The sequence below is a fragment of the Bosea beijingensis genome (assembly GCF_030758975.1).
Taxonomy (GTDB): Bacteria; Pseudomonadota; Alphaproteobacteria; order Rhizobiales; family Beijerinckiaceae; genus Allobosea; species Allobosea beijingensis.
This window is the reverse complement of sequence record NZ_CP132359.1, coordinates 3,071,616-3,092,948: the sequence shown is the minus strand read 5'-3', so window position 1 is coordinate 3,092,948 and position 21,333 is coordinate 3,071,616. Positions and strand designations below refer to the sequence as shown.

Genomic DNA, 21,333 nt, shown 5'->3' with positions numbered 1-21,333 from the left:
GCTCTCTCGCGACAAGTCTTCCACGCATTCTGCGTCGAGTGCGGTCTCGACCAATCGCAATTGTTCATTGACCGGATCGCAGAGCGCGCGCCGAACGTTTTGATTGGCACCGAATGCCTCGGCGAACTCGAAAGAACAGCCCGTGCCCTGATTTTGCTCAAACCTCGGCAAGTGATCGAGTGCGTCTACGGGCAATGCCCAAACGGCTTCCTTGGCCTGCTGTCTCGGCTCGGCTGCGATCCGCAAGGCACCAAGGAAACGTACCGCGCCGCGTTCGACCTGTTCTCCAATCCTCGTCATAGGCAGCGCGCCAAGGTCCTGGGGCAATTGCCGGGCCGCGTTACCGCCGAGCAAATCGCCGTGGTCGCCGGTCTCGATGACGCTCTCGTCCATCGTGCGGTGGTCGAAAAAGCAAAATCTGCGGAAGTTCGAGCCCTGAATCAGTTCGCTACCATGATCCGCGACTTCTGCGGCGCAACGCCAAGTTCGATCCGGGCGAGCCTCGACAAACTGAACGTCGGAACGAAAGGGGTCGGAATGGGCGAATGGGCACAGGGCTGGATTGGGAGGCAAGTTCGGCTCCCTTTCGATCCTCCGATTCCGGCAAGCGATCCCGATTTTCGGCTTTGCCTTGGGGTAGAATTGACTTCGTTGGGTCGTCGCCTGCGGAACTGTGCTGGGCAACGGCAGTCCTATACCTTTCTCGGCGAGAGGCTAATCTACGAGGTAGTTGGCTTCGGCGAACCGGCTGCCTTCGAACTTCTGCGGCTCACCACTGGCGCGGATAGCAAGTGGGTCTGTGAAGATTTGCGGGCTCCCCGAAACAGGCGTGTGAGCCCCGAACTGGCTGCCGCAGTCCAGTTCAAGCTGGATCACTATGGGATTCTGTACCAGTCGCTGGCGCATCCCACCGTCGAGGAGGAGGCGCTGCATAAGCTGATCGATCACACTACGCCTTTTGCTTGGGACGTGCGACGCGAAGAGGCGGATGATGCGGACGGTGATGCCGATCTTCATGCGCTCCTGAATGATCTGGAGCAGGAAATCCAGTGTAGCGAGGCGGCCTGATCCGTGCGGGCTTTCCTCGTCCTCGCCGCCCTCGGCTCGATCATGTCGCTACCCTGGGTGAACTTGTTCGCCTACTTCCTGCTGATCGTCATCGCGATCGCTGCGCTGTGGCTGATCTCGGTTTCGATCGAACGTCGTACCATCTCGCCACGGTCCAAGAGCAGGGCCATCGACCACCACTACGTCGCGGCGCTCGAAAGCATGGTGGCGGAGGCGGAAACGCAGGTGGAGGCCCTGAGGGCCGAGGTCGAGCAGCTTCGTGCTGCGGCAAACAGAAAGAGCCCCGATGCCGACGCCAGCAAAGCTGCGGCTCTACACGGGCGCGTTGGCCTCTGCGAGCATGCCCCGGAGTGGCTCGTCGCGGCTGCGCGTCGCGCTTATCGGGCCAAGTTGCATCCAGATCGGCACCCTCCTTCGGTGAAGGCGGATGCCGAGAGGCGCTTTAAAACGGCGGAGAGTGTCTTCGACGCCATAGCCGCGCAGCGCGCCTCGGCCTAACGACTTCAATGAAGATTGATCGCCGCGCGGGAGCCCCCAACAGCGGCCAGCCACTCATGCGCGGCATCGATGCGAACGCGCTGGAGCCGGTGCAGCACGTCATGATCGAAGTGCTGAGCGGTACAGCGTGAGCGGGCGTCCGCGCATATTCGCGCGAACAGGTGGGTGGTCACCCAGGTGTCTGCACTGGCCCGGTGGAGTTGCCCAGGAACGTTGATCCCGACCTCCCGCACGATGTCGCCGAGCCTGTAGCTCGCTCGGCCCGGAAACACGCGCCGGGCGAGCAGCAAGGTGCACAGCGTCAGAATTTGTCGCCCGTCGAGGAACTCCTGCGCCTCATACTCTAAAAACTTGCGGTCAAATCCTGCATTGTGGGCCACGATAGGCGATGCCCCGATAAAGTCGGCCAACGTGTGCATCACGGTGGAGGACCTCGGCGCGCCGCCCAGCATCGCCGTCGTGATGCCGGTGATCTGCGTGACCTCAGCAGGTACGCGGACGCCGGGATTGACCAGTGTCGAAAACTCCTGACCAGCCCTACCATCGATGATCTCGCGGGCCGAAACCTCGATCACGCGCGCTCCCAGGGCCGGGCTGAGACCCGTGGTCTCGAAGTCGAGGACGACGAAGCGCCCCATGGGGATATTGTCCAACTACCTCAGCCCCTCAAGCTTCCCGCATGGTTCCGCGTTCCCAAACGTTGCCGCCACCCGGCCGATCTCGGTAACACCAAAGCGGCCTTCGACGACAGGACCAACGAAGTGACCGTTAGGTTGACAGTCACGATTCCTTGCCAGAATCGCGGTCTGTTCCCTTCCTAGAATCACGACTTCCAGTTCATGAACCTGTACAATTTCGAAGCCGCTACGGCCATGCTCGGCAAGGAACTTGTCCGCGCGCGACAGCATCGCCGCATGACTCGAAGCGCGCTCGCTATGGATGCCGGAATCAGTCGGGTCACCCTGGCGAACTTGGAAGCCGGGCGTGGCTCGCTATCCTCATTGATCGCCGTTCTCACCATCCTGGGTCACCGTTTCGCCGACCAGCTTCCCGAGGTCGAGCTTGGCCGATCGATCGCTCGATCGCGGAAACGCGCAGCGCTGTCACAGGAACGTCTCTGCGCCCTGGCCCGAGTTTCGAAGCCAGCGCTGGTACGCGTCGAGCGTGGCGAGGGAAACGTCGCGACCCTGGTCGCGGCGATGGATGCGCTCAGTTTGTCGTTGTCGCTGATCGATGTCGCGATCGAAGCCACACCCATTCCGTTGCCCGCAGCGACAGCCCGCCTGCTTCACGGTGATTGCCGTGATCTCATGCGGAGCTTCGTCCAGCAGGGAATGATGTTCGACGCGATCGTGACCGATCCACCGTACCATCTATCTTCGATTTCGCGCCGGTTAGGCAGGAAGCAAGCAGCACCGCTGAGCGGCGGCGAGCCGGGCTCCGCCAATCCGTATCGCACACTGGCCTCGGGCTTCATGCAGCAGACTTGGGACGGAGGTGACATCGCGTTCGATGTCGATACATGGCGTGCTGTGCACGCCGTCCTGAAGCCGGGCGGCCATCTCGTCGCATTCGGCGGAACGAGAACGTTTCACCGTCTTGCGGTCGCCATCGAAGATGCGGGGTTCGAGATACGCGATCAAATCATGTGGCTGTTCGGGTCGGGCTTTCCGAAGTCCCACAACCTCAAAGGCGAGCATCAAGGACAGGGCACGGCGCTCAAACCAGCTTATGAGCCAATTTTGGTTGCCCGGAGGCCCATCCGCGAGAGCAGCGTTGCGGCGAACGTGCTCCGTTTTCGGACGGGTTCGATCAATATTGACGCTTGCCGCGTACCGACCGACGAGGTGATCGAGATGGGACGAGCCGGTCGAAAGCGCGGTTCCTCAGTCGCTCTGGAAGGCGTCGGACTACCAACAACATTGGGAGGTCCGACTACGCACAGGAAGGGACGCTGGCCCGCCAACGTGATTCATGACGGCATCGATGAGTCCTGGGGCAGATACTTCTATTCGGCCAAGGCGTCGAAATACGATCGAGGTCCTGGAAACAGCCATCCCACCGTCAAGCCCAACGATTTGATGCGATACCTCGTCCGGCTCGTAACTCCGCCCAGCGGAACGGTCTTAGACCCTTTCATGGGCTCCGGCTCGACCGGCGTCGCGGCGCTTCAGCAAGGCTTCAGCTTCGTCGGCTGCGAGCAGCAGGCAGACTATATCGAGATCGCGCGAGGCCGGATCGCGAAGGTCAAGTCGAAGAGCGGCTCGCCGCTCAGCGAGCTTCAACCGGAGGAAACACCCGCGATCCGAAACGCATCTTGAAGTGGAAAGCGTCGTCCGGGTCTGCAAAGAAATACACTCGCCCTGCGTCATCCGGCAGAGTGTCGAAGTCAAATGAAGCCGAGCGATGTTGCTCGATCCAGTGCCGCCGTTCGTCAAGCTCGGCGCGGAAGCGATCGTAGCCGAGATCGTGGCACATGAGGCCGCGCTGCTCTACTGCGTGGGGGTGCTTGGCAAGCCGTTCTGCGCGGAGACGTTCCGCGCCGCCGCTCGTTTCGATGCGTCTCATCTCGTATTTATAGAAGTGGCGCGCCTGCGCGCGCCACTGAGACTGTTCAGATAGCCAGCCGAACCGCAAAGGCGTCGTTGTCTGACTTCACGTAGATGTACTGGTGAGTCTTGTGGCGGCCCGAAGGCTTGAACACGACCTGAACACCTTCCTTCATGCCGAGATGATCGATCATCTCGCGCGCATCATTCAAGTCGCCTTCCACCCGAAATTGATGCCAGCGCTCGATCTGGGTGATGACGATCGCATCGCCCTGAACGGTGAAGCCAGGATGTTTGATCAGGTCGGTGGCGACCCGATTGAACGGCGTCTTCCGGCTACGCCAACTCCAGAAATGAAGATTGGCGGGCCAGCCGTCCCAGGTCACGGGAACAGGAAGGTAAGAGTTGGTCAAATCGGACTGATGAAAAATATCTGTCTTCAACATGCCGCTCGTGCTGATGCGGGTGCCAATATAAATCTTTGCTTTGGTCTCGATGCGACCTGTCTTGATACGTGACATTCGGAATATCCATTGGTGTTGCAATGGAACTTGAATACCGAATGGCCTGCTCAGGAGTCGAAATTAAAATCGCTCGTTGAAAAACGCATCTGCGAGCGAGAGCCGGGCCGATCCTAAATAGCCTATGACCCGTATGTGCCACTCGTCTTCGCGATGCGCTTCGATCCTCTGCGAGACGTGCTGCTGGCGATACTCTCTCAGGATCGCCCGCCGCATCCAGGCGCATGATCCTCGCCAACTTCACTCCTTGCAGATCACCTGCTCGATTGCTGACGCGTCCGCATTTAGCCAACTGCGGAGGAGCCTCCACAATTCCTTCGGCTATCAACGACGCCACAGCCGATGGTGGAAGAGCGTTGGCCTCTGGGCATGGTGGACCGGCATCGGTTTGCACGGCCTCGTCGAACTCGGCTCGATCACCGCGCACGAGTTTGTTTCCGCGCTGCGGCATCACGGAGATGTTCGTCTGCGGCCAATTGCGATCGAGGCCGTCCGAACCGAGGTCTATCGGGCGGCACAATCCATCTCGCCGTTCCAGCGCAGCGATGCTGCCGGACGATACCAGCCGGTGAAGATTTCGATCGAGCCGGTGATCGTCGCGGCGTTTGCCGTGCCTATCATTGCCAATAATGTAGAACCGCTGCCGATGCTGGTGTGAGATCACTGGCCGTTGCCATGAGACCCAGACCTATCGGCTCCACAGTTCGGCGAGACGCTCAACCTCACTGGGATGAAGCCAAAAATTTGAACCCTGACGTTGCTTGAATATGCCCATGTCCTTGAGAGCCGCATCATGCTTCAAGATATTGTAGTGTAGAGGCTTTCCTGGACGAGTTTCGACCATCTGGAGGCGAACCCTGTATTCGGGTGCTGCCGCCTCTGATCTATCGACCCAATACGATGCCGCTGGTGACGTATCTGCTCTGAGCGATGGCAAGCTGGATATACGCGCCCACCCGACCGCGCCAGCCCCGACAGGGTTTGCGCCCTTTCCGCGCCAAAGAACAACGCCATCACCGACGCGCATATCTTTTCGATGCTGCGCAGCCAGCCAGTCGCATTCAGTTGATGAGCTTCGAAGAAACCCGTCGAAGTCAAAGCGCTGAGGAATGGCCTGAAACAGCCAGAAGTTAGCCAAGGTGCTCATCTCCCAAACCGGCCTGCCGAACAGCTTCGATCGCTTCTTCTCGCTTGCGTCCAGGCTTTGTCGCGCTGCTGCCCGCCAGCCAGTTCGAATGGTGGCCGTTGAGTGGCGACGGGTGACTGATATGGCAGAACGTCACTCCTCGTGAGGCGTAGCTGACAGAGTTGATCGCTTTGAAGCTTGTCGGATGAAGCGCGCGCACGAGGTTGCGGCAGCTATCGATATAGGAATCTGTCGTACCCAACATTAGTACGAGGCGAAGCCTGCGCGGTAGATTGCCGAGATACGTTTCCGCGCACGCTCGCACGACCCGTGAGATTTCTTCACGAAAAGCGAGTGGCATCACAGACCCGGTGCAGGAGTAGGTTGCGCTCGGATGGTCGTACTCTTCTACCCGCCGCGACAGGCTGCACCGCACCAGGGAACCAAACGCGAAGTCCTGCTCCTGATGTCGCATCCGCTCTTCGACCGCTTCTGCTGCGGCAAGGACACCGACCGCTCGAAGCGCTGCCGTCAAACGTGGACGCATGCCCTTGAACGGCACCGCGTCGAAGTCTCCCTGTGCGTAAGCGTCGGCCTGGGTGAAGCCCTTCGAGAAGCCCAGAATTAGCACCAGCGGGTCCGACGATCCCCATGCTCCGGGATCGTTGACAACCCGCCAGCGACCAACTTCAGCAACCCTTTGATCGGGAGCGATGCAGCGAGCACAAGAGATTGGGCCATGAGAGGGAAAGCCGTTCTGATCCATAATCTGACCGCTGCGTTAAGCTCAGGGGCGCGAGAAGCGCGCGGTTTGATGGCCAACAGTGACGAGGCGTCCGTTGTCGCCGACGACGGCATAAACACCGAGCCAGCGCTCGATCACCTTGAGGCTGCGCTTGCCCCCGAGATGCTGGCGCAGACGCCTTATCGCGGGCTTGTCAAAGCAGTAGCGCTCCGCGCCGTGCCCGCAGGCACTGGAGGAGCCGAAGCGCTCCAGTAGATCAACAATAAGCGGTGGAACTGCGCGTTGCTGGAGGCGAGCTTGCGCATGACTAGATAGTGCGTTCGAAATTGAACCCATGTCTCGTCTCAAATCTGCTGCCAAGCCCCGACCACAGCGAGCGCCGTGACCGGGTCCTTATCGGCGAAAGGATGATATATAGCCTAGCTGGCTGAGCCAGATACATCGAAGATCGCTATGCGATCGCTCGCGACGAGAACGGGACTACGTTATTTCCCTGCGATTGCTTGCGTCACAGGGGTCTCGGGAGCGTTTTCCTCCGAGAGATGGAGAAGCGGAGAGATCACGTGGGTATCCCACAGCACGCCCACGATCTCCTCAAGGCGGTCCTTAAGCTCCGCGCTGCCGTTGAACCAAGCCTCAAGCCGGTCGGCTACGCGGCCCTTGAAACCTGCTCCCTGGCCCCATTCCGAGGCCGCCTGCGACCAAACCTGCGAGTTAGTCAACGGTCCGTGATAGACCTCCATGGCCGCTCGCTGAACGTTGTCCAGGAAGGTCGCTTTCGTCGCCGCAGCGCTTTGTCTGATCTGCTCAATTGTCTTCTCAGCGAGAGCGAGGCCCGGATCGCTCTTCAACACAACAAGGAAATCATCGAGAGAATTAAACCAGCGCGCGCAACGCGCCCGACCATCACGCGCTGCTCCGACACCGATCTGATGTACAACGTTCAGCCCGGAGTATTCGCCATTGCGGCGCGTCGCTGCCCACAGTGTCGAAGCATACCTGACGTTTCGAATCGTGGAGATTGCATCCGTATGGGCAAGGCGCTCGCGTGCACCTATCCGCCGATGCTCCTGAAGAAAGGAGTTGAGCTTGCTGGCGACCTCCTCGATCGCAGCATTGAGAGCCTGGACTTCGCTATTCTCGATCAGTTCTTCCACCGCTGCGCATAGGTCGAGAAGGCGCTCTGCCACCGTCTGCCGCATTCTGCTCAACTGCCCAAAAATGGCGTCGCGGACCTCGATTGGTTCATCCGCCTCTACGTTGAAAAAGAGCATCGGCACGCCCGCCAAATCGTCCGAAGCCAACTCACCCGTGACTTGAAGGCTCTTAAAGGCGTAGCCTTCGCTGTCAGTGAGCGCTTGTTCCCCCATGTCATCCTTCATGGCGCGAGCTTCTCCAGCACGAGGTAGCGCCAGGATCGAGACTTTTCCGGTGTCTACTCGCTCGGAGAAGGTCTGGCGCATATGCTGTAGCAACGCACGTGCACTTGTGCCGGGCGCATCGTTGAAGCGCGAGCAGAAAACGATCGTTGTGCGCGGGTCGCGAAGTCGCAAATCAAGGTCTTCCCGAACAGCTACGTCGTCCACCCCCTTAGTATCAATGACGGTAATCTCAAATTCGCCGAAGCTTCGCCCGAAATCGGGGACAAGCAAATCAATGCTCCTGGGCAGGGAAACTTCCTTGAGACGGCCATTATTCACCATTCTAAAGGTTTCGGCGACCCATTCCATTGGATTTTTGCGTGTCGCACTGTCGTACCAGAGTTCGCGCTGAGTTCTCTCAGGCAACTGCATAAGGTCGAGGACGCGCGCGCGGAACTCGTCTTCGCTGGAACAAGCTCGGGCAACATCGATAAGGGGATCGTGCCAGACCGGCTTGCCCTCGACGATCTCACGACGACGGACGAGTCCCGACATATTTCGAACCGCGCGCTCGGCCTCACGGCTAACGCCCACGCTTTCACCCGTTCCGTTGCCGGTCACGCCATCCTTGTGGCTTCCAGAGACCGCCTGCCACTTAGCCGCGCAGAGATCGTCAACAAGCTGCCGAAGCTCCCCATCGCTCATAGGCAAGAGGGAGATTCCGAACTCGGGGCCACGCTTAACGTGCACTTCGCAGATGGTCGTGCCACCAGCACCCGTTTCCAGAACAACGCGATTGATTGCCACCTTTTCCGTTGGAGAGGGCGGCACTAGCAAGTCGAACAAGAAGCTCAGTGCGGTTGACTTGCCGACGCCGATGTCGCCGATAAAGGCAACGTTGTGAGAGAGGCGCGTTAGAAAACTGGACGCCTTCACGAGGTCGTCCCGACGACGCTCCATCTGCCGCCGAAGCGGCCAGGGGTGACCTTCGTCGGCGAGGAAGTCGGCGATAACCTCCAACGTCTCTTCTGCCTGCTCAAGGTAGCTTCGTTGAGCGTTCCAGAAAGATGGCGGCTCAACGTGATTCCATTCACGCGTGGCGAACTTCTTATATTCCCCTGCATGCTCCGAGCCGAGATCGGTCAATGCATCGAGAACTCTCTCAATCTCAGCAGGAGCGACAACCTCCCCCTTCTCGATCCGCGAGATACGGCTCTGATCCACACCCGAGCTTTGAGCGATCGAGCCTTGGGTCACGCCCAACTCGGAGCGCAGGCGAGCAATGACATTTGAAGTCTGAGTAGCTGAAGGCGACATGGACAATCTCCATCGAGCATCGATGCTGCATATATGCGGCATCAATGCTCGATCGTCAATTGATTCTGTAAAAATTTATGCGCTCGCTGCCGCGTCTCGCCCCGCGATGAGCGAGCGCTCTGGCGAAATCCCCTCCCGTCCCACACTCCCTCTCGCCCCCTGTTCCAAAAACCCTCTCCCCGACGCTCTCCCAACGGTCATCGCAACTCCCTGTAAATACGGGGCTGGCGACGATCCCCGAGGATGGCGGCGAGCGTGGTCGGAACCATCTGTTTCCGACCGCGCTATGTCCTCGAACCCGCCCCTCGCAATAACGGTCGTTTCCGCGACGCTGCTGATGTGGGCGTGATCGTCCGGGATTCTGCTGGCGACGGTCTCGCAGAACTGGCGGTCAGAACTCGCCTACGTGACAGCGGCGTTCTGGCCCAGGCATCGATAGACGCTGGCCCGGCTGATCCCGACCTGCCTGACGATCTCGGCGACCTTTGCTCCCTCGGCATGGAGAGCGCGGACCGTGTCGGCCTGCCTTCGGGCGGTCGGCGCGCGGCCCTTGTATTTGCCCGCAGCCTTGGCCTTGGCGATGCCTTCAAGCTGGCGCTCAAGCATGACCGATCGTTCCCAGGATGCCGTGGCAGCAAGCACGGTCAGGATTAGCTTTGAAGTGGCGTTCGATGTGTCGAGTGTGCCTCCGCCGAACGACAAGATGCGAAGCGCGACGCCCTTCTTCTCTAAACGTTCAATGATGCTCAGGAGATCGGCTACGCCGCGAGAGAGTCGGTCAACACGGGTGACGACCAGCGTGTCACCTGCCCGGCAGAACTCGATGGCCGCTTCCAGCTTCTCGCGCTTACCAACTGAGGACACCTGCTCGCTGAACACCTTCTCGGCACCAGCCGCCTTCAGATCGCGCTCCTGGGCTTCAAGCCCGGCCTGCTGCTCAAACGTGCTTGTCCGGGCTACGCCTACAAGTATGCCTGCCATCGTCACCTCGTCTCACACGAACTTAAGACTTAAGCCTCTCACGCATTCTCAAACTGGCAACCGATTTGTGTGAGACGATTCTGAGACGGCGCAGAAGGCCCTGACCATGTGAGACGAGCTTTACTCATCCTCGTCGGGCAGATTGGTCGAGGCGTACCAGCCCTTAACGGTCGCGCTGTTGCGATAGGGCTCCGTGAAGGCGAGATGGATCGAGCGGCAGGCGGGAGCCAGTTGCCAGAGCCGCTCGAACTGGAACGGCGGCACCGAGATCACGAACTGGACGACGGGCTTGATGCCGATGAGCATCCCAGCATGCGTGCTGCTCTCCCACTCGGGATCGGAACCGATCTGAAGCTGAGCAACGCTGATGCCTCGCAGCGGCTCGTCGAGTTGGCCGTGGAAGTGCAGATGAGCCGAGTGAGGCTCGACGTTGGCAGAGCCCCCGTAGTGCGAGCCGACGCTGCCGCGCCATCGTTCGACGAGCAGGTAGCGGGCGATCGAGCTTGGACGACCAGGGCGCTTGCGCGGCATGGGACCTCCTTACCAGCACGATGTGGCAGAGCGTCGGCATCATGCAGGCCATGGTGACCACCCCTCTCGCGCACAGGAGTCAGTCAAAAAGCGCCCCTCGCGCGACCCTCACTGCTTACGCAGGAACGGGAACTCCAGCCTGTCGATGTGCTGCTTCAACAGCGGCACGTCGTCCTTCAGCAGAAGATAGTGCTCTTCCGAGATGTCGCCCGGCTTGTGGCCGGTGATCGCGTTGATGCTGGGTTTTGGGACCCCGATCACATAGGCAGCGTGCTCGAAGGTCTTGCGCAGCGAATGGACCGTCAGCCTCCGATCCGCGCCGAGCGCCGCGTCGATCTCACGGTTGAGGCGCGTGCTGATCGACCCGCTCCAACGCTCTGCCGAAGCCCGGTACTTGAGTTCGGGGAAGAGCCGGTCCGACGATTGCTGCACGAGATCGAGGATGCCGAGGTCGAGAAGATCGCGGTGCAGTGGGATGTAGCGCCTGTTGTGTGCGCTCTTCACCCTCGCATCGTGCAGGTCGATCACCTCGACGCCGTCGCGCCGGACGAACCAGGAGGCGCGAAGCTGGGCCATCTCCTCCAAGCGAGCCCCGGTCAGAAGCAGCAGTCGGGGCAGCCACAGCACCGCGCCGTCCTCGGTCTCCGTCTGTCGGAAGAACCGGGCGAGTTGGTCGAGGTCGAACCGGCTGTAGCTGCGGCGCGCCGCGACGATCGCCGTGCGATCCGGGCCGAGCCCCCGGAATGGGTTGCTGGAGATCAGGCTGGCCGCGACCGCCGCGTTGCAGATCGTCGAGAGGCAGGTGACGGTCTTCTTGACCGTGGCGACCGAGCCGAGCTTCAGCGACCGGACGAACTGCTCGGCCATCTTCTTCGTGATGCTGCCGATCGCGATGTCGCCGGTCGAAGCCGCGAAGCGGGTGATCGCCTTCTCCATGTCGAGCCGGGATCGCCGTCGCGGCGGCACACCCTTCCGCTCCTGGCGGCGCGGCAGATAGACCTCCTCGTACACGCGGCGAAGCGTCATCAGCTTCTTCGACTTCGCGGTCTCCGTGGAGACGACAGCGGGCTGCGATCGCAGAGGAAGTGCAGCACCGCGATCCTGCTGATACGCTGCCGGATCAAGCTGCCAGGGAATGTTCAGCCCCGCTCGGACGGCGACGATCATGTCGCCGACATCCGCCGCAGCACGCAGGGCTCGACCTCTGGCCGTCATTGGATCGCGCGTCTTCAGCGAGAAGGTCACGGTCCGTCTTGCACCCGCCGTACCGGCGGCGACCAGAGCCTCGAACACATCGGCAGGAAGCTGGAGCCGGAACCGGAACGTGCCGCCCTTCACGCCCAATCTCGTGAACGGCACCAGTCCAAAACGCGGCATCCTCGATCACGACCTCGCTTCACCCTTCGGTCGCATCAACTGACCGTTCCGCTCCTGTGAGAGCCGAAACGCTACCCCTGATCTGGAATCTCGCAATCAAAAGAATAGGTTGCATTAAGGTTGCAACGCACGCAATAGGTGTCCTTTCGGGCGCGCCATTCATCTCGTAAGCCGTAATTGATGCGACTTACTCGCACATAATCCGACTTTCAGTCAGACATGATGCGACCTTGGGCCGAAAGACTCGATTTCAAGCGAAACCTTCCACCACGCAAGAACGGCGCCGCTGCCGGAGCCGCGACGCCGTTTGCCTGATCGAGCGCAAAGAAAAATCCTAGCGTCCGCCTTCACGCAATGGCGCTCACGCCTGATTCACCCCCGTTGAATAGGTCCATCCTGAAGTATGTCTTTTGGCAGACAGGAGGGCCGAGACGCCAAAGAAGCGCCACAAGCCCGCAGAGATCGTCGCGAAGCTGCGCCAGGTCGATGTGCTGGTCTCGCCGTGGCAGTCTGTTGCAGACGCGATCCGCTCGATCGGCGTGACGGAGGTAAACTACTGCCGCTGGCGTCGTGAGTTCGGCAGCCTGAAGTCAGACCAGGTGAAGCGGGTGAAGGAGCTTGAGGCCGAGAACGCCCGGCTGCGCGACGAACTCCTCGGCGGCGAGATATTCTACAGCCTCCCCGAGGCAAAGATCATCGTCGAAAGCGGGCGGCAGCACTTCAATACCGTGCGCCCGCATGGTTCGCTCGAATACAAGCCTCCCGCCCCGGAGGTCTTCATCCCCGCCATGACCGCACGGGCGGCTGCGCAAACCAGACCAGCTACGCCGCCCGCGCTGTCGTCGAGGCCAACCGTCCACTAACAATCATCGTGGATCAGTCGGCGAGGGCGGCATGATGCGATATCCACCGACGCCGGTGTCACCTCGCGACGCGAGCGAAAGAAAGGTCGAGGTGATTGTTCAAGCTGCTAAGGGATGACGGGATTCCGGCTCGGCGCTTCAAGAAGCAAAGCCGACAAAAAAGAAGCAAGACAGGCGCCTTGCGCATGGGTCTTGACCAGTTCTCTGCCTGGGGATGCCTGCTATCCATCGAGGCGGTAGCGATGATGACGTCAACTTTGATCAGTCGGTGAAGACGACGGCCTTCTTGCCGTTGAGCAGCACCCGATCTTCGAGGTGATAACGTACCGCGCGGGCCAGTACTCGCCGTTCGATATCGCGGCCCTTGCGGACGAGGTCATCGGGTGTGTCGCGGTGGGAAATGCGTTCGACGTCCTGCTCGATGATCGGCCCCTCGTCGAGATCCGATGTCACGTAATGCGCTGTCGCCCCGATCAGTTTGACGCCACGTTCGTGGGCCTGATGATAGGGCTTGGCGCCCTTGAAGCCGGGCAGGAAGGAATGGTGAATGTTGATGCAGCGCCCCGAGAGCTTGGCCGAGAGAGCGTCGGACAGGACCTGCATGTAGCGCGCAAGCACGACGAAATCGGTCTGCGTCTCCTGGATCAGGCGCCAGAGTTCGGCCTCCTGCTCCATCTTGGTCTGCCGGTTGATCGGCATATGATGAAAAGGCAGGTCGCCGAGATCGGTCGAGGCGATGTGCTCACGGCCATGATTGGAGACGATGCCGCTGATGTCCATCGCCAGTTCGCCGATGCGCCAGCGGTAGATCAGATCGGCGAGGCAATGGTCGAACTTCGAGACCAGCAGCAAGACACGCTTCCGGGCGGTGGCGTCACGAAGCGAGACCGTCATCTTGAAGCGCAATGCCATCTCGTCGACGAGGCCGCGGATCTCGGCAGCGCTGCGGGTCCCGTCCAGGCGGTCGAAGACGACACGCATGAAGAACTGCCCGGTTTCGCTGTCGTCGAATTGCTGGGCATCGCGGATGTTGCAGCCTGCCTCGGCGAGCAGTGTCGATACGGCGGCGACGATGCCGGGGCGGTCCGGGCAGGACAGGGCCAGGATCAGCGGAGCGTTGGACATGGACGATCGGCCCGCCGGAGCGGGTCCCTGACAGAAGCAGTAGCGGGAGGGCAGATGGATCGGCAGCGCGCGTGCGCCGCCGTCAACCTCGGCCCGATGCCACGCGACAGCCGAATTCGCTCGCCGAGGCGACGAACCAGGACCAGAAGCTTCCCGCCATGCTGCGCGGGACCGTGATCTCGAAAGCCGGCCCTTCGGAGGTGTCCTCCAGCCGCCAGAGATGGATGCCGACATAGGCGACATTGGTCAGCGCCACGTCACCCACGGCAAAGGCAGCGGGATGCAGATCGAGCATCACGCCCTTGGCCAGCACGTCGCGAACCCGCGGCCCCGCCAGCCTGAGTGCGGCGCGCGCGTCGCTCTGGTCACTCACGGCGGCATGGGCAGAGAGTTCATCGAGAAGCCCGGCAAAGCCATCGCGCGAGATGGCCCGAAGCAACCACTGATCTGGGCCGGCCCAGATGATGTCGTGAGCCGGACCCCGGGCGATTCGCGGCGTTGCCGGCAGGGCGAGGCCCAGTCTCGCTTCAAAGGTTCGCGACAATGCCGCCGAGCCATCCGGTGCCGCGATCACGGTCGCGAGGCCGAAGCTGTCGAGCAGGGTCGCGACGACGCCGGTCTCACCTTGCGCGCCGAACGAACCCGGCTGCGCGATGCCGGCCCAGGCGCCGCGTGGCCCCCATGAGGTCGCGGTCTCAGCCATGGAGATGGCTCCCTTCGGGATCGACGAAGACGGGTGAGCAGATCTCGACGACCACGTCGCCGTTGCGAACGGGATCATAGGCGCGCACGCGATCGCCGATGCGGCCGGCGCCGCCACGGATCAGGCCAAGACCCATCCAGTGGTTCAGGTGCGGGGAATAGGCGACCGAGGTCATGTAGCCTTCGTCATTCTCCATGATCGGCGCCTTGCCGATGCCGATGAAATGCGCACCGGCGCGCAGGCGGTGCGTCGGGTCGACCGGCCTTAACCCCACGAAGGACGGACGGTCCTTCTCGATCAGAGCCTGCCGGCCGGCCATCAGGCGGCCTATGAAGTCCTTCTTCGTCGACATCATCTTGCCGAGGCCGAGATCGCGCGCCGTGGTCTGGCCGTTGAGCTCGTTGCCGGCGACATGGCCCTTCTCGATGCGCATCACGCCGAGCGCCTCGGTGCCGTAGGGCGTGATGTTGAAGCGCTCGCCCGCCTGCATCAGCGCGCGCGCCATCGCGTCGCCGTAGTCCGCGGGAACGGCCAGCTCATAGGCCAGTTCGCCCGAGAAGGAGATCCGGAACAGCCGTGCCGGGATGCCGCCGCCGACAGTGATGGCTCGCGCCGCGAGGTAGGGGAAGGCTTCGTTCGAGATGTCATGTGCGGGATCCACGACTTCACGCAGTGTCTCGCGGGCCTTCGGGCCGGCGATGGAAACCTGCGCCCATTGCTCGGAAACAGAGACCATCCGCACGTCGAGCTCCGGCCAGAGCACCTGATGGCAGAATTCCAGATGCTGCATCACCTTGCCGGCATTGGCGGTGGTGGTGGTCATCAGGAAATGCTGCTCGCCGAGGCGGGAGGTCGTGCCGTCGTCCATGACGAAGCCGTCCTCGCGCAGCATCAGGCCATAGCGCGCCTTGCCGACCGGCAGGGCCTTCCAGCCGTTTGTATAGACGCGCTCGAGGAATTCGGCCGCGTCTGCGCCCTGGATGTCGATCTTGCCCAGCGTCGAGACATCGCAGATGCCGACGCCGGCGCGAACGGCCAGGACCTCGCGATTGACCGTCGTCAGCCAGTCATTCTCGCCGGGCCTCGGGTAATACTGTGCCCGCAGCCACTGGCCGGTCTCGACGAAGACCGCGCCTTGCTCGCGCGACCAGGCATGGGTCGGCGCCAGGCGAACCGGCTTGAAATCCTTGCCGCGGTGATGGCCGGCGAGCGCGCCGATCGCGACCGGCGTATAGGGCGGCCGGAACGTCGTCGTCCCCGTCTGCGGGATCGTCTTGCCCGTCTGCTCGGCCATGATGGCGAGGCCGCCGAGATTCGAGGTCTTGCCCTGGTCGGTCGCCATGCCGAGCGTCGTATAGCGCTTGAGATGTTCGACCGGACGGAAACCCTCGCGGGCCGCAAGCTCGACATCCTTGTCGGTCACATCGTTCTGGTAATCGACGAAGGCCTTGCCCTTCGCGCCCTTCACGCGCCAGACCGGCTGCAGCCCTGCCGCCTCGGGATCGGTCGCCGGGACGGGCTCTGCGCCGGCAGGGGACAGCCCTGCTTCGATGGCAGCCTCCCGGCCAAGCCTTGCACCATCGTCCAGCGCCTGTGCCAGGGTGAAATGGCCGGCCGCGCTGCCGGCGACGGAGAGACCCGCCGGCAAGGCGCCCGGCACGAAGCATTGCTGAGCCTCATCCCAAGCCGGCTTGCCGTTCTGATGCGAAGTCAGGTGCAGGGTCGGGTTCCAGCCGTTGGAGACCGCCAGCAGGTCGCAGTCGACCGCCGTCGTACCACCGGAAGCATCGCGGATGGTGACGCCCCTGAGCTGGCGGCCCCCGCGCGCATTCTCGATGACGCCGCCCGCAAACAGCCGCGCACCGAGCTTCTCGGCCAGCGCCTTGCGTGCAGGGTCGCCATCCACGCGGCTATCGACGATCGCCGCGACCTTTCCGCCGGCAGCGGCGATGTCGCGCGCGGTCGCCCAGCCATCGTCGCCGGCGGTGAACAGCACAGTCTCGCGTCCCGGCAAAACGCCGTAGCGATTGACATAAGCGCGCGCCGCGCCGGCGAGCATGACGCCGGGCGTGTCGTTGCCGGGGAAGACGATCGGCCGCTCCAGCGCGCCCGCGGCCAGGACCGCGCGTTGGGCATAGATGCGCCAGCCGCGCTGGCGCGGCTCATGGGCTGCCGGCTCGGGCAGATGGTCGCCGACGCGCTCGACCGCGCCATAGATGCCATGGTCATAGAGCCCGAAGACGGTCGTGCGGGACATGATCCGCACCTGGGGCATGCTTTCGAGTTCGGCCAGCGTCGAGGCCAGCCATTCGCTGGCCGGCTTGCCGGCAATCTCGCGCTTTTCGGCAAGCAGCCGCCCGCCCAGGCGAAAATCCTCGTCGCAGAGGATGACGCGGGCACCACTGCGCCCTGCCGCCAGCGCCGCGGCGAGCCCCGCAGGACCGCCGCCGATCACCAGCAGGTCGCAGAAGGCGAAGGCCTTTTCGTAATGGTCGGGATCTTCGGCTCCGGCGGCACGACCCAGCCCCGCAGCGCGGCGGATGATCGGCTCGTAGAGCTTCTCCCAGAAAGCCGCCGGCCACATGAAGGTCTTGTAGTAGAAGCCCGCCACGAGCGCCGGCGAGAATAGACCGTTGATCGAGAGCAGGTCGAAGGCGAGCGAGGGCCAGCGGTTCTGGCTCGCAGCGTCGAGCCCGTCGAACAGCTCGACCACCGTGGCCCGCGTATTGGGTTCGCGACGTGCGCCCGAGCGCAGCTCCACGAGGGCGTTGGGCTCCTCCGGCCCGGCCGAGAGAATGCCGCGCGGCCGGTGATACTTGAAGGAGCGGCCGACGAGCCGGACGCCGTTGGCGAGCAAGGCCGAGGCCAGCGTGTCGCCGGCATGCCCCCGGTACGGCTTGCCGTCGAAGCTGAAGCTCAGCGTCCTGGCGCGATTGATCAGGCCGCCGGAGGCGAGGCGGAAAGGCTGCCCGCTCATGCCGCTGCTCCTGCCTTGCGCACCTTTGCCGGCTCGGCGGCCGTGATCGCGTGGGTGCGGGTATCGCGCGTCACGACCAGCCAGGAATGGCAGCCGGCCCCGTGATACCAGAGCTCGCGATTCACCCCGGCCGGATTGTCGCGCAGATAGACGTAGTCGGTCATCGCCGCCTCTGTGGCCGCGAGGCCGTTCGGGCGCTGCGGGTCGGCCGCGCCGAGATAGCTGAATTCCTGGGCGTCGCGCGCGCCGCAATGGGGGCAGTTAATGCGCATGGAAAGGTCCTCGGCAGCGCGCGGTCAGTGCAGGTTGGGCTGGGCGCCGGCGCCCTTCTCGTCGATCAGGCGCCCGGTGGCGAAGCGATCGAGCCGATAGGCAGTCGCGACCGGATGCGGCTCTCCCGTCGCGATCAGATGGGCGAAGCAGAAGCCGGAGGCCGGCGTCGCCTTGAAGCCGCCATAGCACCAGCCGGAATTGAGGTAGAGCCCGTCTACGGGCGTTAAGTCGATGATCGGCGAGCCATCCATCGACATGTCCATGACCCCGCCCCAGTGGCGCAGCATGCGCACCCGGCCGAGGCCCGGCCAGAGCGCCATCGCCGATTCCATGACGTCCTCGATGACGGGCAGGTTTCCGCGCTGGGCATAGGAGTTGTAGCCGTCGATATCGCCGCCGAAGACGAGCCCGCCCTTGTCCGACTGGCTGATGTAGAAGTGGCCCGCGCCGAAGGTGACGACGGTGTCGATCAGGGGCTTGAGCCCTTCCGATACGAAGGCCTGGAGCACGTGGCTTTCGATCGGCAGCCGCAGGCCCGCCATGGCCGCCACCCGGGATGAATTACCGGCCACCGCCATCGCGACCTTCTTGGCACGGATCGGACCGCGCGACGTCTCGACGCCGACGGCACGCCCGCCGACCATGGTAATGCCGGTAACCTCGCAATTCTGGATCATGTCGACGCCGCGGCTATCGGCGGCGCGGGCATAGCCCCAGGCGACCGCATCATGCCGGGCGCTGCCGCCGCGGCGCTGCAAGAGTCCGCCGTGGATCGGGAAGCGGGCATTGTCGTGGTCGAGATAGGGCAGCATCGCCCTCACCTCCTCGCGGCCGAGCAGTTCGGAATCGACGCCTGCGAGCCGCATCGCGTTGCCGCGCCGGGCAAAGGCGTCCCGCTGCGCATCGGAGTGGTAGAGATTGATCACGCCGCGCTGGCTGACCATGGCGTTGTAGTTCAGGTCCTCCTCGAGCCCTTCCCAGAGCTTCATGGAGAGTTCGTAGAAAGGCGTGTTGCCTGGCAGGAGATAGTTCGACCGGATGATCGTGGTGTTGCGCCCGACATTGCCGGAGCCGAGATAGCCTTTCTCCAGCACCGCGACATTGGTGATGTTGTGCCGGCTGGCGAGGTAATGCGCCGTGGCGAGGCCATGCCCGCCGCCGCCGATGATGACGACGTCATATTCCGGCTTCGGCGCGGGATCGCGCCAGGCCGGCGTCCAACCCTTGTGCCCTTGCAGGGCCTGAGTGAGCAGCGAGAAGACTGAATAGCGCATCGAAGGATCCGGACGGGCTTGTCATCTGGAGATTGAACGACATAGGCTCCGTGACATGCACGACAGCGACATGAGATTGCCTGCGAGCGACGACAGCGCCCCGGCTCATGTCGGCTTCCTGTTGATCCCGGATTTTGCGCTGCTGCCCTATGCCTCGGCGATCGAGCCGCTGCGGGCGGCCAATCGGCTTTCGGGTCGGCAACTTTATCGCTGGAGCCATGTCTCGATCGATGGAGCGCCGGCCTCGGCCTCGAACGGCGTCGCCATCGCGGCCGATGCGAGTGTCGGCGCCGATCTGCGGCTCGATTATCTGTTCGTCTGTGCGGGCGGCAATCCCGCGCTGTTTCACCATCAGCCCACGTTTGCCTGGCTGCGCCAGCTAGCGCGGCGTGGCGTGCGGATCGGCGGCATTTCGGGGGGAGCCTACCTGCTGGCCCGCGCAAACGTGCTGACTGGCTATCGCTTTACACTTCACTGGGAACATGCGCCGGCCTTCCTTGAAGAATATCCGGACCTTGATCTGCGCCGCTCGCTCTACGAGATCGATCGTGATCGCCTGACCTGCAGCGGCGGCACCGCTCCGCTCGACATGCTGCATGGCGTGATCGCACGCGAGCATGGCAGCGAACTCGCGCTCGCCGTCAGCGAATGGTTCCTTCAGACCCATGTCCGCGAAGGCGCTGGTCCGCAACGCATGCCTTTGCGCGAGCGGCTGGGCATCGCGCACGCACCCTTGCTGCGCGTCATCAGCCGCATGGAGCAGACCATCGAACATCCTGAGGCACGCGAGGACCTGGCGAGGCTCGCCAATGTCTCCCTGCGGCAGCTCGAACGCCTGTTCCGCCAGCATCTCGGGAGGTCGCTCGGCGAGCATTACATGCTTCTGCGCATCGATCGCGCGCGTGACCTGCTGCGTCAGACCAGCCTTTCGATCCTCGAAGTCGCGCTGGCATGCGGCTTCGCCAGCGCGAGTCATTTCTCCCGCAGCTATAGCGGGCGTTTCGGCCATTCCCCAAGGTCCGAGCGGCTGACGCGCGACGCGATCACTCGACGCTAAACGTCAAGAACGCGTCGCATGCGATCAATTACGCAGACCGATCCGCCGGAACTCTAAGGGTTCAAATAAAACACAGGGGATCGCGACCGATGAAGAAACTCACCGCTCTCGCTTTGGCATTCGCCGCGACGCTCGCCGCGGCGCCTGCCTTCGCTCAGGACACCCTGGCCAAGATCAAGGAGAAGGGCGTTCTCACCGTCGGCGTCAAGAACGACTACAAGCCCTGGGGCTTCCTCGATCCGTCAGGCAAGATCGTCGGGCTCGAGATCGACCTCGCTCAGGAGGTTGCCGACAAGATCGGCGTCAAGCTCGAGATGATCCCGGTCATCGCCGCCAATCGCATCGAGTTCCTTCGTCAAGGGCGCATCGACCTGATGATCGCGACGTTGGGCGACACCGCCGAGCGGCGCAAGCAGATCGGCATGATCGAGCCGAACTACTATGCCGGCGCGACCAATGTGCTCGCGCCGAAGAGCGCCGGCCTCAAGAAGTGGGAAGACCTGAAGGGCCGCAAGGTCTGCGCCGTGCAGGGCGCTTATTACAATCGCCGCGTCTCACAGGTCTATTCGCCTGAGCTCGTCGTCTTCCCCTCGGTGCCGGACGGTCTCAACGCGCTGCAGGGCAATAACTGCGTCGCCTTCCTCTTCGACGACACGCTCATCGTTTCGACGCTCTCGGGCGGAGATCCGAAATGGGCCAATTACGAGATGCCGCTCAACTCGGAAGACCCGCAGCTCTGGGCCGTGGCCGTGCGGCTCGACGATCTCGACGGCGCTTTCGGCAAGCTGCTGAAGGACATGTCGGTCGAATGGCACAAGAGCGGCAAGCTGCTGGCGCTCGAGAGCAAGTGGGGCATCAAGCAGAGCCCCTACCTGATCGAGACCAACAAGAAGCTGAAGGGCGGCTCGTAAGGGACGGCTCGTCATTCCCGGGCGAGGCGTGGTCTCGACCCGGGAATCTCATGACCGGAGATTTCTGGTTTTCGAG

21 protein-coding genes and 2 pseudogenes are annotated in these 21,333 nt (G+C 62.6%); 9 read left to right on the top strand and 14 right to left on the bottom strand.

Annotated elements, in window-relative coordinates:
* The first annotated feature begins 60 nt into the window (after nucleotides 1-60).
* Together Q9235_RS14795 and Q9235_RS14790 are read left to right on the top strand one after the other, a co-directional pair.
* The gene (locus Q9235_RS14795; RefSeq protein ID WP_306222533.1) at nucleotides 61-1,068 is read left to right on the top strand and encodes a hypothetical protein; all 1,008 of its coding nucleotides are present in this window, start codon (nucleotides 61-63) and stop codon (nucleotides 1,066-1,068) included.
* Nucleotides 1,069-1,071: 3 nt separating this feature from the next.
* Nucleotides 1,072-1,566 carry a hypothetical protein gene (locus Q9235_RS14790; protein WP_306222532.1) on the top strand — a complete coding sequence of 165 codons (495 nt, stop codon included), beginning with the start codon at nucleotides 1,072-1,074 and terminating at the stop codon, nucleotides 1,564-1,566.
* Between the two features lie 5 nt (nucleotides 1,567-1,571).
* On the opposite strand, the gene Q9235_RS14785 is transcribed toward Q9235_RS14790, so the two are convergent.
* Nucleotides 1,572-2,204 (bottom strand): 3'-5' exonuclease, encoded by a 633-nt coding sequence (locus Q9235_RS14785; protein ID WP_306222531.1) that lies wholly within the window; start codon nucleotides 2,202-2,204, stop codon nucleotides 1,572-1,574.
* A 201-nt stretch (nucleotides 2,205-2,405) separates the two neighbouring features.
* Here Q9235_RS14785 and Q9235_RS14780 point away from each other — a divergent pair, with 201 nt between their 5' ends.
* A complete protein-coding gene (locus tag Q9235_RS14780) occupies nucleotides 2,406-3,887 on the top strand; it encodes a DNA methyltransferase (protein ID WP_306222530.1) in 1,482 nt (493 codons plus the stop codon).
* 85 nt (nucleotides 3,888-3,972) lie between these two features.
* Entirely contained in the window at nucleotides 3,973-4,188 is a 216-nt protein-coding gene (locus Q9235_RS14775) for a hypothetical protein (protein ID WP_306222529.1), read from the top strand.
* Here the strand turns inward: Q9235_RS14775 and Q9235_RS14770 are convergent.
* On the bottom strand, nucleotides 4,181-4,636 hold the full coding sequence (locus Q9235_RS14770; protein WP_306222528.1) for a hypothetical protein: 456 nt from the start codon (nucleotides 4,634-4,636) through the stop codon (nucleotides 4,181-4,183). The two genes, Q9235_RS14775 and Q9235_RS14770, sit on opposite strands and share 8 nt — an antisense overlap.
* Nucleotides 4,637-4,883: 247 nt before the next feature.
* On the opposite strand from Q9235_RS14770, the gene Q9235_RS14765 reads away from it, so the two are divergent.
* On the top strand, nucleotides 4,884-5,294 hold the full coding sequence (locus Q9235_RS14765) for a hypothetical protein (protein WP_306222527.1): 411 nt from the start codon (nucleotides 4,884-4,886) through the stop codon (nucleotides 5,292-5,294).
* Between the two features lie 30 nt (nucleotides 5,295-5,324).
* On the opposite strand, the gene Q9235_RS14760 is transcribed toward Q9235_RS14765, so the two are convergent.
* The 7 genes from Q9235_RS14760 to Q9235_RS14730 all read right to left on the bottom strand — a co-directional run bounded on the left by Q9235_RS14760 (nucleotide 5,325) and on the right by Q9235_RS14730 (nucleotide 12,035).
* Nucleotides 5,325-5,774 carry an EVE domain-containing protein gene (locus tag Q9235_RS14760; protein ID WP_306222526.1) on the bottom strand — a complete coding sequence of 150 codons (450 nt, stop codon included), beginning with the start codon at nucleotides 5,772-5,774 and terminating at the stop codon, nucleotides 5,325-5,327.
* Nucleotides 5,767-6,528: a hypothetical protein gene (locus Q9235_RS14755; protein WP_306222525.1), complete on the bottom strand. Its 762-nt coding sequence runs from the start codon at nucleotides 6,526-6,528 to the stop codon at nucleotides 5,767-5,769. The genes Q9235_RS14760 and Q9235_RS14755 overlap by 8 nt, the downstream gene beginning before the upstream one ends.
* Nucleotides 6,529-6,549: 21 nt before the next feature.
* Nucleotides 6,550-6,843: a hypothetical protein gene (locus Q9235_RS14750; protein WP_306222524.1), complete on the bottom strand. Its 294-nt coding sequence runs from the start codon at nucleotides 6,841-6,843 to the stop codon at nucleotides 6,550-6,552.
* A gap of 149 nt (nucleotides 6,844-6,992) precedes the next feature.
* Nucleotides 6,993-9,185: a helix-turn-helix domain-containing protein gene (locus tag Q9235_RS14745; RefSeq protein WP_306222523.1), complete on the bottom strand. Its 2,193-nt coding sequence runs from the start codon at nucleotides 9,183-9,185 to the stop codon at nucleotides 6,993-6,995.
* Nucleotides 9,186-9,587: 402 nt separating this feature from the next.
* Nucleotides 9,588-10,166 carry a recombinase family protein gene (locus Q9235_RS14740; protein ID WP_306222522.1) on the bottom strand — a complete coding sequence of 193 codons (579 nt, stop codon included), beginning with the start codon at nucleotides 10,164-10,166 and terminating at the stop codon, nucleotides 9,588-9,590.
* A 120-nt stretch (nucleotides 10,167-10,286) separates the two neighbouring features.
* Entirely contained in the window at nucleotides 10,287-10,697 is a 411-nt protein-coding gene (locus tag Q9235_RS14735; protein WP_306222521.1) for a hypothetical protein, read from the bottom strand.
* Between the two features lie 108 nt (nucleotides 10,698-10,805).
* Complete coding sequence (locus Q9235_RS14730) at nucleotides 10,806-12,035, bottom strand: DUF6538 domain-containing protein (RefSeq protein WP_306228278.1); 1,230 nt, start codon at nucleotides 12,033-12,035, stop codon at nucleotides 10,806-10,808.
* 449 nt (nucleotides 12,036-12,484) lie between these two features.
* On the opposite strand from Q9235_RS14730, the pseudogene Q9235_RS26845 reads away from it, so the two are divergent.
* Both Q9235_RS26845 and Q9235_RS26840 read left to right on the top strand, forming a co-directional pair.
* A pseudogene (locus tag Q9235_RS26845) lies at nucleotides 12,485-12,718 on the top strand (transposase); the annotation flags it as partial.
* A pseudogene (locus Q9235_RS26840) lies at nucleotides 12,695-12,937 on the top strand (integrase core domain-containing protein); the annotation flags it as partial. The pseudogenes Q9235_RS26845 and Q9235_RS26840, both read left to right, overlap by 24 nt.
* A gap of 261 nt (nucleotides 12,938-13,198) precedes the next feature.
* Here Q9235_RS26840 and purU read toward each other — a convergent pair.
* The 5 genes from purU to Q9235_RS14700 all read right to left on the bottom strand — a co-directional run bounded on the left by purU (nucleotide 13,199) and on the right by Q9235_RS14700 (nucleotide 19,289).
* A complete protein-coding gene (gene purU / locus Q9235_RS14720; RefSeq protein ID WP_306222519.1) occupies nucleotides 13,199-14,062 on the bottom strand; it encodes a formyltetrahydrofolate deformylase in 864 nt (287 codons plus the stop codon).
* 82 nt (nucleotides 14,063-14,144) lie between these two features.
* Nucleotides 14,145-14,765, bottom strand: coding sequence for a sarcosine oxidase subunit gamma (locus Q9235_RS14715; protein ID WP_306222518.1), 621 nt, complete (start codon nucleotides 14,763-14,765; stop codon nucleotides 14,145-14,147).
* On the bottom strand, nucleotides 14,758-17,742 hold the full coding sequence (locus tag Q9235_RS14710; protein ID WP_306222517.1) for a sarcosine oxidase subunit alpha family protein: 2,985 nt from the start codon (nucleotides 17,740-17,742) through the stop codon (nucleotides 14,758-14,760). The genes Q9235_RS14715 and Q9235_RS14710 overlap by 8 nt, the downstream gene beginning before the upstream one ends.
* Nucleotides 17,739-18,014, bottom strand: coding sequence for a sarcosine oxidase subunit delta (locus Q9235_RS14705; protein WP_306222516.1), 276 nt, complete (start codon nucleotides 18,012-18,014; stop codon nucleotides 17,739-17,741). Before Q9235_RS14705 ends, Q9235_RS14710 begins: the two co-directional genes overlap by 4 nt.
* 24 nt (nucleotides 18,015-18,038) lie before the next feature.
* A complete protein-coding gene (locus Q9235_RS14700; protein ID WP_306222515.1) occupies nucleotides 18,039-19,289 on the bottom strand; it encodes a sarcosine oxidase subunit beta family protein in 1,251 nt (416 codons plus the stop codon).
* 70 nt (nucleotides 19,290-19,359) lie between these two features.
* On the opposite strand from Q9235_RS14700, the gene Q9235_RS14695 reads away from it, so the two are divergent.
* On the top strand, nucleotides 19,360-20,346 hold the full coding sequence (locus Q9235_RS14695; protein ID WP_306222514.1) for a GlxA family transcriptional regulator: 987 nt from the start codon (nucleotides 19,360-19,362) through the stop codon (nucleotides 20,344-20,346).
* 89 nt (nucleotides 20,347-20,435) lie between these two features.
* The gene (locus Q9235_RS14690) at nucleotides 20,436-21,257 is read left to right on the top strand and encodes a transporter substrate-binding domain-containing protein (RefSeq protein WP_306222513.1); all 822 of its coding nucleotides are present in this window, start codon (nucleotides 20,436-20,438) and stop codon (nucleotides 21,255-21,257) included.
* Nucleotides 21,258-21,333 lie beyond the last annotated feature (76 nt).

Excerpts from the sequence above, each read along its gene's own strand:
- Q9235_RS14785 (WP_306222531.1), bottom strand. The coding sequence starts at position 2,204 with ATGGGGCGCTTCGTCGTCCTCGACTTCGAGACCACGGGTCTCAGCCCG.
- Q9235_RS14780 (WP_306222530.1), top strand. The coding sequence starts at position 2,406 with ATGAACCTGTACAATTTCGAAGCCGCTACGGCCATGCTCGGCAAGGAA.
- Q9235_RS14775 (WP_306222529.1), top strand. The coding sequence starts at position 3,973 with ATGTTGCTCGATCCAGTGCCGCCGTTCGTCAAGCTCGGCGCGGAAGCG.
- Q9235_RS14770 (WP_306222528.1), bottom strand. The coding sequence starts at position 4,636 with ATGTCACGTATCAAGACAGGTCGCATCGAGACCAAAGCAAAGATTTAT.
- Q9235_RS14755 (WP_306222525.1), bottom strand. The coding sequence starts at position 6,528 with ATGGATCAGAACGGCTTTCCCTCTCATGGCCCAATCTCTTGTGCTCGC.
- Q9235_RS14750 (WP_306222524.1), bottom strand. The coding sequence starts at position 6,843 with ATGGGTTCAATTTCGAACGCACTATCTAGTCATGCGCAAGCTCGCCTC.
- Q9235_RS14745 (WP_306222523.1), bottom strand. The coding sequence starts at position 9,185 with ATGTCGCCTTCAGCTACTCAGACTTCAAATGTCATTGCTCGCCTGCGC.
- Q9235_RS14740 (WP_306222522.1), bottom strand. The coding sequence starts at position 10,166 with ATGGCAGGCATACTTGTAGGCGTAGCCCGGACAAGCACGTTTGAGCAG.
- Q9235_RS14735 (WP_306222521.1), bottom strand. The coding sequence starts at position 10,697 with ATGCCGCGCAAGCGCCCTGGTCGTCCAAGCTCGATCGCCCGCTACCTG.
- purU (WP_306222519.1), bottom strand. The coding sequence starts at position 14,062 with ATGTCCAACGCTCCGCTGATCCTGGCCCTGTCCTGCCCGGACCGCCCC.
- Q9235_RS14715 (WP_306222518.1), bottom strand. The coding sequence starts at position 14,765 with ATGGCTGAGACCGCGACCTCATGGGGGCCACGCGGCGCCTGGGCCGGC.
- Q9235_RS14710 (WP_306222517.1), bottom strand. The coding sequence starts at position 17,742 with ATGAGCGGGCAGCCTTTCCGCCTCGCCTCCGGCGGCCTGATCAATCGC.
- Q9235_RS14705 (WP_306222516.1), bottom strand. The coding sequence starts at position 18,014 with ATGCGCATTAACTGCCCCCATTGCGGCGCGCGCGACGCCCAGGAATTC.
- Q9235_RS14700 (WP_306222515.1), bottom strand. The coding sequence starts at position 19,289 with ATGCGCTATTCAGTCTTCTCGCTGCTCACTCAGGCCCTGCAAGGGCAC.
- Q9235_RS14695 (WP_306222514.1), top strand. The coding sequence starts at position 19,360 with ATGAGATTGCCTGCGAGCGACGACAGCGCCCCGGCTCATGTCGGCTTC.
- Q9235_RS14690 (WP_306222513.1), top strand. The coding sequence starts at position 20,436 with ATGAAGAAACTCACCGCTCTCGCTTTGGCATTCGCCGCGACGCTCGCC.